Source organism: Kitasatospora sp. NPDC004272, assembly GCF_053603035.1.
The window spans coordinates 1-13291 of sequence record NZ_JBSGET010000119.1 but is presented as its reverse complement, the minus strand read 5'-3'; the positions used below and the strand labels follow the sequence as shown (position 1 = coordinate 13291).

The following is a 13291-nucleotide window of genomic DNA, read 5'->3' as shown; positions in this document are numbered from 1 at the left end:
GCGGGACGGCCTGCGGCGGTTGCGGGTGGAGTTGGGGTGAGTGCGGGGGCGGGCGCGGTGCGGGTGGGGGTGAACGAGGGAGTGGGGCGGCTGCACCCGGACCCGGATCGCCGCGCTTTTGGACGCTCCGCTGGGGACGGTGAAGAGCCGGGTGCGGGACGGCCTGCGGCGGTTGCGGGTGGAGTTGGGGTGAGTGCGGGGGCGGGCGCGGTGCGGGTGGGGGTGAACGAGGGAGTGGGGCGGCTGCACGCGGACCCGGATCGCCGCGCTTTTGGACGCTCCGCTGGGGACGGTGAAGAGTCGGGTGCGGGACGGCCTGCGGCGGTTGCGGGTGGAGTTGGGGTGAGTACGGGGGCGGGCGCGGTCGCCGGTGGAGCCGGGGTGACGGGCGCCCGCCCAGGGGTGTCAGTCCGGTTGGCGGGCCGGCCACCAGGTGCGGCCGCCGAGGTCGTGGACCAGGGCGGGCACGAGCAGCGAGCGGACCAGCAGGGTGTCGAGCAGGACGCCGAAGGCCACGATGAAGGCGATCTGGGCGAGGAAGGCGAGCGGGATGACGCCCAGGGCGGCGAAGGTCGCGGCCAGCACCACGCCCGCCGAGGTGATCACGCCGCCGGTCGCGGTCAGGCCGCGCAGCACGCCGGCCCGGGTGCCGAGGACGGCGGTCTCCTCGCGGACCCGGGTCATCAGGAAGATGTTGTAGTCCACGCCGAGGGCGACCAGGAACACGAACCCGTACAGCGGCACCGACGGGTCGGTCGCCGAGAACCCGAACACGTGCGGGAAGACCAGCGCCGAGACGCCCAGCGTGGCCAGGTAGGAGAGCGCGACGGTGGCCGCCAGCAGCAGCGGCGCCAGCACCGAGCGCAGCAGCAGCACCAGCACCAGCAGGATGCAGAGCAGCACCACCGGCATGATCAGCGTCCGGTCGTGCCGGGCGGTGGTGCGGGTGTCGGCCTGCTGCGCCGAGTAGCCGCCGACCAGCGCGTCGGCCCCGTCCACGGCGTGCACGGCGGTGCGCAGCCGGGCGACGGTGGCGAGCGCGGCGTCGCTGTCGGCGGGGTCGGCGAGCGTCGCGTCGAGCCGGACCAGGCCGTCGACGGTGACCGGCGGGTCGGTGGGGGCGCCGCCGGTGTACGGGCGGACGGCGGCCACTCCGGCCACCGGCGCGGCGGCGGCCGTCACCGCCTCGGCGCGGTCGGCGCGGGCGATGATCACCGCCGGGTTGCCGGAGCCGCCCGGGAAGTGCGCGGAGAGCAGGCGCTGCGCGGCGACCGAGGGCTGGGCGGTGGTGAACAGTTCGGACTGCGGCACGCCCCGGGCGTCCAGCAGCGGGGAGCAGGCCGCGAGGGCGGCCAGGACGGCGGTCGAGCCGATCCACAGCAGGCGCGGGCGGCGGCCGACCAGGTCGGCGATCCGCTGCCAGACCCGGTGTCCGCCCCCGGAGCCGTCGGTGGCGGGCCGGGCGGGCCAGAACGCGGCCCGGCCGGAGAGGGCGAGCGCGGCGGGCAGGAAGGTCAGCGCGGACAGCACGGCGCAGGCGATGCCGATCGCGCCGACCGGGCCGAGCGCCCGGTTGTTGGTCAGGTCGGAGAGCAGCAGGACGAGCAGGCCCAGGCCGACGGTCAGGCCGGAGGCGGCGATCGGTTCCACCGAGCGGCGCAGCGCGGTGCGGGCGGCGGCGAACCTGTCCTGCCCGGTGGCGAGTTCCTCGCGGAAGCGGGCCGAGTACAGCAGCCCGTAGTCGGTGGCCGCGCCGATCACCAGGATCGACAGCAGCCCCTGCACCTGCCCGTCCACCCGGACCACGCCGTGCTGGGCGAGGGCGTAGACGATCGCGCAGGCCACGCCGAGCGCGAACACCGCGCCGAGGATCACCAGCAGCGGCAGCAGCACCGCCCGGTAGACCAGCAGCAGGATCAGCAGCACCACGCCGAGTGCCACCCCGAGCAGCAGGCCGTCGATGCCCGCGAACGCCCCCGACAGGTCGGCCAGCACCGCCGCCGGACCGGCCACCCCGGCGGTGGCGCCGGGCACCTGCTCGGCGTACCCGCGGATCGCCGCGACCGCCTCCTTGGTGTCCGGTCCGAGGTCGGCGCGCAGCTGCACCACCGCCTCCAGGGCCTTCCCGTCCTCGGACGGCAGCAGCGGCGAGGCCGCCCCGACCGTCCCCGGCACCTGCGCGGCCGCGGCCAGCGCCTTCCCGGCGTCGGCCCGCAGCGCCTCGTCCACCTGCCCGGAGCGGGACTCCCAGACCAGGACGACCGGCAGGGTCGACTCGGTGCGGAAGTCCTTCTCCAGCTGGGCGACCCGGGTCGACTCGGCGCTGCGCGGCAGGAACGCCGCGCCGTCGTTGGTCGACACCTCGCCCAGTTTTCCGGCGAAGGGTCCGAGTGCGCCGCCCAGTGCCAGCCAGACCAGCAGCAGGACGAGCGGGAGCAGGAAGCGCAGGCGCCGCGCGGGGGACGGGGGCGCGGGCGTCGGGACGGGGGGCGGGACGTGCGTCGGCATGGCCCGGAGAATATCTCAATCATTGAGAGATCTGGGCGCCGACGACACGACCCGCCCGGCTCAGGCGTCGAAAGCGGTGTCCCGGGAGCGCTTCTCCCAGCCGAGGACGTCCTCCCGGACCTGGTCCAGGTGCGCGAGCACGCCGTCCACCGCGTCCCCGCCCAGCGCCAGCCGCAGCGGCGTCCGCTCCGCCGCCAGCGCGGCCAGGATCGCCGCCGCCGCCTTGTCCGGGTCACCGGGCTGCGCGCCGTGGCCGCCGGCGACCATGGCCCGGGTCGCGGCCACCGCGGCGTACTGCCCGCCGTCGGCGCTCACCCCGGCCCGGTCGGCCTCGAACAGCGAGGTCCGGAACGCGCCCGGCTCCACGATCAGCACCTTGACGCCGTACTCGCGCACCTCGTCCGCGAGCGCCTCGGACATCCCCTCCAGGGCGAATTTCGTCGCGCTGTACGCCCCGAAGCCGGCGAAGGACAGCTGCCCGCCCACGCTGCTCATCTGCACCACCGCGCCCGAACGCCGCTCCCGCATGTGCGGCAGCACCGCCCGCACCAGCGCCGCCGGCCCGAACACGTGCACGTCGAACAGGGCGCGCAGCTCCTCGTCGGTGGTCTCCTCGACCGCGCCGACGTGGGTGCGGCCCGCGTTGTTCACCAGCACGTCGATCCGCCCGTGCCGGGCCAGCACGCCCCGCACCGCGGCCCCGACCGCGGCGGTGTCCGTGACGTCCAGGGCCAGCGCCTCCACCTGGTCGGGGTGCGCGGCCACCAGGTCGGCCAGCGAATCCGGCCGCCGCACCGCCCCGACCACCACGTCCCCGGCGGCCACCGCGGCCCGCGCCACCGCCCGTCCGAAACCGCTGCCCGCACCGGTCACCAGCCACACCTTGTTCACGGCAACTCCCGTTCCACCCGCTCGACTTCCGACGACCGCAAGCCTGCCGCCGAACCCCGTTGCCGGTCCAAGACCCGTGGTGATAACCAATCGGCATGGCCCTGGACGTCCACACCCGAGACCTGCGCTACTTCCTCGCCGTGGCCGAGGAGTTGCACTTCACCCGCGCCGCCGAACGGCTGCACGTCTCGCAGCCCGCGCTCAGCAAACAGGTCCGCGCCCTCGAACGGCGGCTCGGCACCGAACTGTTCCGCCGCGACCAGCACCGGGTCGCCCTGACCGCCGCCGGACACGCCCTGCTGCCGCACGCCCGCGAGGTCCTGGACGGCTGGGCCCGCGGCGCGGACGCGCTGGCCGCCGCCAAGGCCGAGCAGCGCAGCACCCTCACCGTCGGGATGAGCACCAGCCCCGCCCGCGGCGGCCTGCTGCCCGCCGTCCGCTCCCGCCTCGGCGCCACCCACCCGCAGGCCACCACCCGCCTGCGCCAAGTCAGTTGGGACGACCCCACGGCCGGCCTGGCCGACGGCGGCACCGACCTCGCCTACGTCTGGCTGCCCCTGCCCGACCCGCACCGCTACGACTGGACGGTGGTCGCCGAAGAGCCCCGCCTGCTCGCCCTCCCCGCCGCCCACCCGCTCGCCGCCCGCCCCGCGCTCGACTTCGCCGACCTGCTCGACGAACCCTTCCTCGCCCTGCCCCCCGACGCGGGCCCGCTGCGCGACCACTGGCTCGCCCTGGACGCCCGGGCCGGCCGGCCGCCCCGGATCGGCGCCGAGGTCGCCGGCGTCGAGGAGACCTACGAAGCCCTGATCGCCGGCCTCGGCGTCTGCCTGGTCGCCGCCGGCAACGCCCCCCTGATCACCCACGACGGCGTCACCACCCGCCCCGTCACCGGCGTCGGCCCCAGCCGCTACGCCCTCGCCTGGCGCCGCGAGGACGCCCACCGCCCCCTGGTCCGGGCCTACGCGGACGCCTGCCGCGCGACGGTGGACGCGTGGCGCGAGGCGCGGCACTAGGCTGACGTGGTGCCAGAAGAACTGCCCGCGACGACGGCCGGTACGGGGGAGGTGGCCCGGCGGCTCGGCGTGTCCCCGACCACCGTCCGGTCCTGGGAGCGCCGGTACGGGATCGGCCCGGCCGAACGGGCGGAGGGCCGGCACCGGCGCTGGACGGAACGGGACGTGGCCGTGCTGGAGGCGATGTGCCGGCTGACCGCGCGCGGCACGCCGCCCGCCGAGGCCGCCCGGCTCGCCCCCGCCCTCGCCGGCCGGCCCGTCGAACCGGTCACCGCCCGGGCCCCGGACTCCCAGGTGCGGCCCGAGGTGCGCGGCCTGGCCCGGGCGGCCCGGCGGCTGGACGCCCCCCAGGTGGCCCGGCTGCTGCACACCAGCGTGGAACGGCTGGGCGCCGCCGCGGCCTGGACGGACGTGATGACCCCCGCGTTGCGCGCCGCCGGCCGCCGGTGGGCCGCCGGGGGCGGCGAACGCTACGTCGAGGTCGAGCACCTGCTGTCCTGGCACGTCTCCAGCGCGCTGCGCCGGATCGCCGAACCCCCGGCGGACGCGGGCGGGCCGCCCGTGCTGCTGGCCGCGATGCCCGGCGAGCAGCACACCCTGCCGCTGGAGGCGGTGGCCGCCGCGCTCGCCGAACGCGGCCTGCCGTTCCGGGTCTTCGGGGCCGCGCTGCCCGCCGAGGCGCTCACCGCCGCCGTCCGGCGCACCGGCCCCGCCGCCGTCCTGCTCTGGTCGCAGACCCGCGCCACCGCCGACCCGGTCCCCGTCCGGGCCGTCGCCGCCACCGCCTGGGGCCCGCGCGGCGCCCGGGTCCGCCCGGCCCTGCTGGCCGCGGGCCCCGGCTGGCACCGCGCCGCCCGCCCGCCCGGCACCCTCGCCCCCCGCGACCTACCGGGTGCGCTCGACCTGCTGGCGCGGGCGCTAGGGTCGTGACCGGACCGGCGGGTGACCGGGCAGGTGAGGCGGACGGGTGTGGTGGAGGAACGGCCGGTGGCGCAGCGGGAGTTCGCACGGCTGCTGCAGGGATTGGCGTCCGAGATGAACCTGCTCGGGCACGACTTCGCCGACGCCTCCGGCCTGCACGCCACTGACGTCCAGGCGCTGCTGGCGGTGCTGCGGGCCCCCGACCCGCCGGGGATCACGCCGGGCGGGCTGCGGACCGAACTCGGCCTCACCTCCGGCGCGGTGACCGCCGTCCTGGACCGCCTGGAGCGGGCCGGGCACGTCCACCGCAGCCGGGACGAGGCCGACCGGCGGCAGGTCCACGTGCACTACCACCCGGGCGCGGCCCGGATCGCCGGGGAGTGGTTCGCCCCCGTCGCCGAGTGCACCGACCGGGTCCGGGCCGAGTTCGCGCCGGAGCAGGTCGCCACCGTGGTCCGCTTCCTCACCCGGATGACCGAGGAGCTCGCCGAGCTCCGCCGGGAGCGCCGCACCGGGTAGGGCGCCCGGACGCGTTGCGCCGGGCGGGGCCGGCCGGTCCTCCGGACACGCCCGTTCGGGGGGACATCGCACGGTCCCGTCCCTTTTGCCGGGTATGGTCGGCGGGCGTCCGAACCTCCGGCAGTCCCCTGGGAGCCCCCGCCATGCCGCAGCCCCAACCGGTCCTCGCCACGCTGACCGGGGCCGCCGTGTTCCTGGTGCTCGGGATCGAGGACGGCGGCGAGCAGGCCGTCCGCGACCTGCTGCCCGACCTCGGCGGCCTGGCCCGCACCGTCGGCACCCGGGCGCCCCGGCAGGAGGTCAGCCTGGTGCTCGGCATCGGATCCGACGCCTGGGACCGCCTGTTCGCCGGCCCCCGCCCCGCCCGGCTGCACCCCTTCGTCGAACTGGCCGGCCCCCGGCACCTCGCCCCCGCCACCCCCGGCGACCTGCTGCTGCACGTCCGGGCCGAACGCATGGACCTGTGCTTCGAACTCGCCACCCTGGTCAGCCGGCGGCTCGGCGACCGGGTCACCGTGCTGGACGAGACCCACGGCTTCCGGTACTTCGACTGCCGCGACCTGATCGGCTTCGTCGACGGCACCGAGAACCCCACCGGGGCGGACGCCGCCGACGCCGTCCTGATCGGCGACGAGGACCCGGACTTCGCCGGCGGCAGCTACGTGATCGTGCAGAAGTACCTGCACGACATGGCCGGTTGGCACGCGATCGGCACCGAGCGGCAGGAGCGCGTCATCGGCCGCACCAAGCTCGACAACGTCGAACTCGACGACGCCGCCAAGCCCGCCGACTCGCACGTCGCGCTGACCACCGTCACCGGCCCCGACGGCGAGGACCGCGACATCTGGCGGCTCAACATGCCGTTCGGGTCCTTCGCCGAGGGCGGTGAGTGCGGCACCTACTTCATCGGCTACGCCCGCGACCCGTGGGTCACCGAGGAGATGCTCCGCAACATGTTCCTCGGCCGCGGCCCCGCCGCCCACGACCGGCTGCTGGACTTCTCCACCCCCGTCACCGGCACCTTCTTCCACGTCCCCAGCGCGGACTTCCTCGACGACCCGCCCCCCGCCCCCGGCGAGCCCGCCCCCGCCGAAGCCACCCCCGCCGAAGCCGCCCCCGCCCCCGCCGCGCCCGCCCCTCCGGTCCGGGACGGCAGCCTCCACATCGGCAGCCTGAAAAGGAGCCCCGCACCGTGAACAACCTGCACCGCGACCTGGCGCCCGTCTCCGCCGCCGCCTGGGCCGAGATCGAGGAGGAGGCCCGGCGCACCTTCCGCCTGCACGTCGCCGGGCGTCGGGTGGTCGACCTGGCCGGGCCGGACGGCCCCGAGCTCGCCGCCGTCGGGACCGGGCACCTGGCCGACATCGCCGCCCCCGCCAACGGCATCCAGGCCCGGGCCCGGGAGGCCCTCCAGGTGGTCGAACTGCGCGTCCCCTTCACCGTCACCCGGGCCGCCGTCGACGACGTCGAACGCGGCTCCAAGGACTCCGACTGGGACCCGGTCAAGGACGCCGCCCGCACCATCGCCCTCGCCGAGGACCGCGCGGTCTTCGACGGCTACCAGGCCGCCGGCATCACCGGCATCCGGGACGGCTCCTCCAACCACCCCGTGGCCCTCCCCGCCGACGTCCGCGAGTACCCCAACGCCGTCAGCCGCGCCCTCACCGCGCTGCGCCTGGCCGGCGTCGGCGGCCCCTACTCGCTGCTGCTCGGCGCCGACACCTTCACCGCCGTCAACGAGACCTCCGACCACGGCTACCCCGTCCACAACCACCTCGCCCGGCTCCTCGACGGCGAGATCATCTGGGCCCCCGCCGTCGAGGGCGCCGTCCTGCTCTCCGCCCGCGGCGGCGACTTCGAACTCCACCTCGGCGAGGACCTCTCCATCGGCTACCTCTCCCACGACGACACCACCGTCCACCTCTACCTCCAGGAATCCCTCACCTTCCAGCTCCACACCCCCGAAGCCGCCGTCACCCTCACCTCCGCCTGACCCCGCGGCCCGCCGCCCGACAACCCCGCCCGCCCCGGCCCGCCCGGCCGGGGCGGGCGGGGTTTTTGGGTCAACTGGGGCTGTTGGAAGGGGAGTTGGGGGCGGCAGGGGCGGAATCAGGACAAAGCCGGGGAGTTGCTTCCGGGGGCGGGGCGGCGGGCCGCACCATGTGAGGACTCGTGCGGGGATTTCGGTGAGGGGAGCACGCCGTGTCCGATTCTTCCGTTTCCAGATGTCCTTTCCTCGATCCGGCCGGGAGCGCGCTGCACGCGGAGGCGGCCGGGCTGCGGGAGCGGGGGCCGGCGGTGTGGGTGGAGCTGCCGGGCGGGGTGCGGGCCTGGTCGGTGACCAGGTACGCGGTGATCCAGGCGCTGACCACCGACCCGCGGGTGTCGCGGGACCACCGGCTGCACTGGCCGGGGGCGGCGGACGTGCCGGAGGGCTGGGTGCTGGGGCCGGTGGCGTTCCAGGACAGCTTCGTCAACCAGTACGGGGCGGAGCACCGGGCGTCGCGGGGCCGGCTCGGGCCGACCTTCCTGCCGCGCCGGGTGGAGCTGATGCGGCCGCGGGTGCAGGCGACGGCGGACCGGCTGGTGGGGGCGCTCGGCGCGCTCGGCCCGGGGGAGTCGACGGACCTGCGGCTGGCGCTGTCGCGGCCGCTGACGCTGACGGTGATCTGCGACCTGTTCGGCGTGCCGGAGGAGCTGCGCGACGCGCTCTGCGAGGTGATCGACAGCGTGCTGGACTCCTCGCTCGACGAGGGGACCGCGCTCGCCGCCCAGGTCGAACTGAACGAGCGGCTCAGCGAGTTGCTGGCGCACAAGCGGGCCCACCCGGCGCCGGACCTGACCAGCGACCTGCTGCTGTCGGACCGTCCGGGCGAACGGCCGCTCTCCGACCAGGAGTTGATCGGCACCCTGTTCACGATGATCACCGGCGGGTTCGAGACGGCCGTCAACCTGATCACCAGCGCGGTGTTCGAACTGCTCACCCACCCGGAGGAGTTGGCCAAGGTTCGGACGGGCGGGACCGGCTGGGCGGACGTGATCGAGGAGACCCTGCGGGTCGAGGGCCCGGTGATGCACGTCCCGCTGCGCTACGCGGTCGAGGACATCGACCTCGGCGAGGGCGTGCTGATCCGCAAGGGCGACCCGATCATCATCGGCTTCGCCGCCGCCGGGCGGGACCCGCGGGTGCACCCGGACCGCCCGGACGTCTTCGACCCGGCGCGCCCGGACAAGAGCCACCTGGCGTTCGGCTACGGCCCGCACTTCTGCGTCGGCGCGCCGCTGGCCCGGCTGGAGACCGAGATCGCGCTGAGCACCCTGTTCGAGCGGCTGCCCGCCCTGGCGCTGGCCGAGCCCGGCGGCACCCCCGCCCGGCTGCCCTCGATGATCATCAACGGTCCGGCGGTCCTGGACGTGGTGCCCCACCCGGTGGTGCGGGATCCCGAGGAGGCGCACGCGTGAACACCCTCCCGTCCGAGCCCGTCCGGGGCTGCCCGGTGCTGGACCCGGCCGCGGCCGCCCTGCACGCCGAGGCCGCCGGGCTGCGCGCCCGGGGGCCCGCGGTGCGGGTGGAGCTGCCCGGCGGGGTGCTCGCCTGGGCGGTGACCCGGCACTCGGTGATCCAGGCGCTGACCACCGACCCCCGGGTCTCCCGCGACTACCGCCGGCACTGGCCGGGAGTCGGGGACGTCCCGCCCGGCTGGGTGCTCGGGTCGGTGGCGTTCCAGGACAGCCTGGTCAACCACTACGGCGACGCGCACCGCGAGGCCCGCGGCCGGATCGCCCCGACCTTCCTGCCGCGCCGGGTCGAGCGGATGCGCCCGCAGGTGCAGGCCACCGCCGACCAGCTGGTCGGCGCGCTCGCCGCCCTCCCGCCCGGCGAGCGCGCCGACCTGCGGCACGCGCTGGCCCGGCCGCTGACCATGACGGTGATCTGCGACCTGTTCGGCGTCCCCGGGCACCTGCGCGACCCGCTCGGCGAACTGATCGACACCGTCCTCGACTCCTCGCTCGACGAGGCCGACTCGCTCGCCGCGCTGACCCGGCTGTACGAGCGCCTCGCCGAACTGCTCGCCCACAAGCGGGCCCACCCGGCGTCCGACCTGACCAGCGACCTGCTGCTCTCCGACCGCCCCGGCGAACGCCCGCTGGCCGACCACGAACTGCTCGGCACCCTGCTGACCATGATTGCGGCCGGCTTCGAGACCGCCGTCAACCTGATCGTCAGCGCCGTCCTCGAACTCCTCGACCACCCCGAGCAGTTGGCGGCGGTCACGGCCGGTGAGATCGGCTGGACGGACGTCATCGAGGAGACCCTGCGCCTGGAGGGCCCGGTGATGTACCTGCCGCTGCGCTACGCGCTGGCCGACCTCGACCTCGGCGAGGGCGTGCTGATCCCCAAGGGCGACCCGATCATCATCGGCTTCGCCGCCGCCGGCCGGGACCCGGAACGCCACCCCGACCGCCCCGACGAGTTCGACCCGACCCGCGCCGACAAGGGCCACCTCGCCTTCGGCCACGGCCCGCACTTCTGCGTGGGCGCGCCGCTCGCCCGGCTGGAGGCCGAGATCGCGCTGCGCACCCTGTTCGAGCGGCTGCCCGACCTCGCCCTGGCCGACCCGGACCGGCCGCCCGCCCGGATCCCGTCGCTGATCGTCAACGGCCCGGCCGCGCTGGAGGTGGTGCCCCGCCCGGCGGCCTGAACGCCCGGCCCGGACCCACCGGTTACGCCTCGGTAGGGTGGGCGGTCGGGAACGATCCAGGAGGCGGTGTGCGGCAGTACCGGACGATGGTGGCGGTGGGCGACTCGTTCACGGAGGGCATGTGCGACGACGTGCTGCCCGACGGGCACTTCCGCGGCTGGGCGGACCGGGTCGCGGCCGCGCTGGCCGCCGAGGCCGCCGGCGCCGCCGAGGACGGGCAGTCCGGGCAGTCCGGCGCGGCGGGCGGGTCCGGCTTCCGGTACGCCAACCTCGCGGTGCGCGGCAAGCTGATCGGCCAGATCCGGGCCGAGCAGGTCGACCTGGCCGCGGCCACCGACGCCGACCTGGTGACGCTGGCGGGCGGCCTGAACGACGTGCTGCGCCCGGGCTGCGACGTCGCGCTGGTCGAGCGGCTGCTCGGCGAGTGCGTCCGCGGACTGCTCGCCGAGGGCCGCACCGTGGTGCTGTTCACCTCCACCGACCCGACCCGCCGGATGGCGGGCAGCGGCCGCCTGCTGCCCGCGATCCTGCGGATGAAGGCGTACGTCGAGGGCGTGGTCCGGGAGAACCCGGGCCGGGTGGTGCTGGTCGACCTGTTCTCGGCGCCCGCCTTCGACGACCGCCGGCTCTGGGCGGAGGACCGGCTGCACCTGTCCCCGGAGGGCCACCGCCGGGTCGCGCTGGCGGTGCTGGAGGCGCTCGGCCGCCCGTCGGCCGAGGACTGGCGGGCGCCGCTGTCCGAGCCGGACCCCCGCACCCGCGGCCAGAAGGCCCGCGCGGACGTCCGCTGGCTGGGCACCCACGTCGGCCCGTGGATCGGCCGCCGGCTGCGCGGCCGCTCCTCCGGCGACGGCCGCCCGGCCAAGCGCCCCGACCTGCTGCCGTACGAGGGCTGAGGCCGGGGGCGGCGCGGGGGCCGTGGAGCCTACTGGTCCAGCCGGACGGTGATGCCGACCGTGCCGGTCCTGCCCCGGCGCAGGCGGCTGCCGAGCAGGGTGAGCCGGCCGAGCAGGCCGTACTTGCGGGCGAGCAGCTGCCGGTAGCGCTCGGTGGTGTCGGCGTCGGCGATCTCGGCGTGCGCGGGCAGCGGCTTGCCGCTGGGGTTGCCGCGCACGTCGCACGGTCCGACCAGGACGTCCGCGCGGCGCCGGATCCGCTTGACCTTCCAGGAGTCCGCGACGGTCCAGGCCCCGAGGGCGTCGCCGTCCCGGACCACCCAGACGGGGGTGGGCACGGCGCTGCCGTCCTTCTTGTAGCTGGTGATCAGCAGGTACTTGCCGGCGGCGAGCCGGTCCAGCGCGGTGTCGGCCATTGGGGGAGTGTACGACCCCTGACGCGGGGTCAGGCCGCAGGCACCGCGTCCGGGTCGGTGCGCGGGTCGTCGGTGGCGCCAGGGGCGCCCGCGGCCTGGCGGGGCGCGGGCAGCGGGGAGACGGTGGCCCGCCACAGCCGGGCCGCCGACCAGCCGGCGGCGGCGAGCAGCAGCCCGTTGCGGGTCAGGATGACGGCGGTCGGCCACCAGCCGCCCGCCTGCATCGAGTCGAAGAACAGCGGGTAGTCGATGGTGGTGACGCCGACCGCGGGCAGCAGCAGGAACGCCACCGGCCGCTGCGTGGTGCCCTCCACGGTGAGGCAGACCGCGGCCAGGCCGATCAGCCAGACCAGGTACTGCGGGGAGATCACCCGGCTGGTGACGGTGAACAGCAGCACCGCGCTCAGCGCCGCGTCGTACGGGGTGGCGGCCGTCCAGCGGCGGGCCCGGACCCGCCACAGCAGCAGCCAGGCGAAGGCGGCGGCGGTCAGCAGCAGCGACAGCTGCGCGACGCGGTGCACGTACCGGCCGAGGAACTCCAGCGAGCCGTAGTGCTGCTCGACCCGGCCGGACCAGCCGAACTGCCGGGCGACCTGCAGGGCGCTGCCGCCCAGCGACTCGATCTCCACGCCCCGGCCGCGCTGGGCGTGCAGGAAGTCGAAGGCGTGGTCGAAGAACGCGGCGAACACCAGCAGCAGGGCGAGCGCCGAGACGGCGGCGGCGGTCCAGGCCTGCCGGGTGGTGCGGCCGCGCGGGGTGCCCAGCAGGGTCAGCGCCGGCCAGACCTTCACCAGGGCGCCGACCCCGGCCAGCACCCCGGCGGCCCCGGGCCGGGCCGGGACCAGCAGCAGCGCGCCGACCGCGAGCGCGGTGGCGGGCAGGTCGTACCGGCCGTACGGCAGGCCGAGCAGCAGCGGCAGGGCCAGCGCCCAGGCCCAGGCGCCCCAGTCGGAGCGGCCCGGGCCGCGCCCGGCGGCCAGCAGCGCGACCTGCACGGCGGCGTCGGCCACCAGCACCAGCAGCACGAACGCCTGCAGGTAGCTGAGGAAGGGCAGCAGGCCCGGCGCGAGCATCGGCAGCGCCGCGCCGGGCGGGTACTGCCAGGTGACGTCGTCGACCGGGAAGGTGCCGGTGCGCAGGACCCGGTACCAGCCCTGGTAGAGCCGGTGCACCTCGATGGCGGGCTCGGTCCGGCCGGAGCGGATCAGGCCGACCATCAGCGCCCGGCTGGCGATCCAGTACGCGGCCAGGGCGAGCACTTCGCGGGGCCAGGTGGCGGGGCGGGTCCAGCGGACCGGCCGGGCGGGCGTCCGGACGGCCGGGGCGGGGGCCTGCGCCACCATGTCCTCCTGTGTGCTCTGGCCGGCCGGGCGCCCCGACGGGCCGGGTGCTCCGGGTGGCCGCCGGGGGCGTGGCGCGTT

General features: G+C 76.2%; 12 protein-coding genes. 8 read left to right on the top strand and 4 right to left on the bottom strand.

Going from position 1 to position 13291, the window contains the following annotated elements:
- Window positions 1-405: 405 nt before the first annotated feature.
- Window positions 406-2508, bottom strand: a complete 2103-nt coding sequence (locus tag ACWEO5_RS29150) for an MMPL family transporter (RefSeq protein WP_452165188.1) — start codon at window positions 2506-2508, stop codon at window positions 406-408.
- Between the two features lie 60 nt (window positions 2509-2568).
- Window positions 2569-3399, bottom strand: coding sequence for an SDR family NAD(P)-dependent oxidoreductase (locus tag ACWEO5_RS29145; protein WP_344551928.1), 831 nt, complete (start codon window positions 3397-3399; stop codon window positions 2569-2571).
- A 95-nt stretch (window positions 3400-3494) separates the two neighbouring features.
- Here ACWEO5_RS29145 and ACWEO5_RS29140 point away from each other — a divergent pair, with 95 nt between their 5' ends.
- The 8 genes from ACWEO5_RS29140 to ACWEO5_RS29105 all read left to right on the top strand — a co-directional run bounded on the left by ACWEO5_RS29140 (window position 3495) and on the right by ACWEO5_RS29105 (window position 11454).
- A complete protein-coding gene (locus ACWEO5_RS29140) occupies window positions 3495-4415 on the top strand; it encodes a LysR family transcriptional regulator (protein WP_452165187.1) in 921 nt (306 codons plus the stop codon).
- Window positions 4416-4424: 9 nt separating this feature from the next.
- Window positions 4425-5345: a MerR family transcriptional regulator gene (locus tag ACWEO5_RS29135; protein WP_452165186.1), complete on the top strand. Its 921-nt coding sequence runs from the start codon at window positions 4425-4427 to the stop codon at window positions 5343-5345.
- 57 nt (window positions 5346-5402) lie between these two features.
- Window positions 5403-5855, top strand: a complete 453-nt coding sequence (locus ACWEO5_RS29130) for a MarR family winged helix-turn-helix transcriptional regulator (RefSeq protein ID WP_344551931.1) — start codon at window positions 5403-5405, stop codon at window positions 5853-5855.
- 143 nt (window positions 5856-5998) lie between these two features.
- A complete protein-coding gene (locus tag ACWEO5_RS29125; RefSeq protein WP_452165185.1) occupies window positions 5999-7051 on the top strand; it encodes a Dyp-type peroxidase in 1053 nt (350 codons plus the stop codon).
- On the top strand, window positions 7048-7848 hold the full coding sequence (locus ACWEO5_RS29120) for a family 1 encapsulin nanocompartment shell protein (protein WP_344551933.1): 801 nt from the start codon (window positions 7048-7050) through the stop codon (window positions 7846-7848). Before ACWEO5_RS29125 ends, ACWEO5_RS29120 begins: the two co-directional genes overlap by 4 nt.
- Before the next feature lie 209 nt (window positions 7849-8057).
- Complete coding sequence (locus ACWEO5_RS29115) at window positions 8058-9317, top strand: cytochrome P450 family protein (RefSeq protein ID WP_452165184.1); 1260 nt, start codon at window positions 8058-8060, stop codon at window positions 9315-9317.
- Window positions 9314-10558 (top strand): cytochrome P450 family protein, encoded by a 1245-nt coding sequence (locus ACWEO5_RS29110; RefSeq protein WP_452165183.1) that lies wholly within the window; start codon window positions 9314-9316, stop codon window positions 10556-10558. The genes ACWEO5_RS29115 and ACWEO5_RS29110 overlap by 4 nt, the downstream gene beginning before the upstream one ends.
- 68 nt (window positions 10559-10626) lie before the next feature.
- Window positions 10627-11454, top strand: coding sequence for an SGNH/GDSL hydrolase family protein (locus tag ACWEO5_RS29105; RefSeq protein ID WP_452165182.1), 828 nt, complete (start codon window positions 10627-10629; stop codon window positions 11452-11454).
- Window positions 11455-11483: 29 nt separating this feature from the next.
- Here the strand turns inward: ACWEO5_RS29105 and ACWEO5_RS29100 are convergent, their stop codons facing one another.
- Both ACWEO5_RS29100 and ACWEO5_RS29095 read right to left on the bottom strand, forming a co-directional pair.
- The gene (locus tag ACWEO5_RS29100; protein ID WP_344551937.1) at window positions 11484-11870 is read right to left on the bottom strand and encodes a PPOX class F420-dependent oxidoreductase; all 387 of its coding nucleotides are present in this window, start codon (window positions 11868-11870) and stop codon (window positions 11484-11486) included.
- Window positions 11871-11899: 29 nt separating this feature from the next.
- Window positions 11900-13213 carry a glycosyltransferase 87 family protein gene (locus tag ACWEO5_RS29095; RefSeq protein ID WP_452165181.1) on the bottom strand — a complete coding sequence of 438 codons (1314 nt, stop codon included), beginning with the start codon at window positions 13211-13213 and terminating at the stop codon, window positions 11900-11902.
- Window positions 13214-13291: the final 78 nt, after the last annotated feature.

Bases quoted from the DNA above. Each gene is read 5' to 3' on its own strand.
- ACWEO5_RS29100 (WP_344551937.1), bottom strand. From the start codon at position 11,870: ATGGCCGACACCGCGCTGGACCGGCTCGCCGCCGGCAAGTACCTGCTG.
- ACWEO5_RS29125 (WP_452165185.1), top strand. From the start codon at position 5,999: ATGCCGCAGCCCCAACCGGTCCTCGCCACGCTGACCGGGGCCGCCGTG.
- ACWEO5_RS29140 (WP_452165187.1), top strand. From the start codon at position 3,495: ATGGCCCTGGACGTCCACACCCGAGACCTGCGCTACTTCCTCGCCGTG.
- ACWEO5_RS29150 (WP_452165188.1), bottom strand. From the start codon at position 2,508: ATGCCGACGCACGTCCCGCCCCCCGTCCCGACGCCCGCGCCCCCGTCC.
- ACWEO5_RS29095 (WP_452165181.1), bottom strand. From the start codon at position 13,213: ATGGTGGCGCAGGCCCCCGCCCCGGCCGTCCGGACGCCCGCCCGGCCG.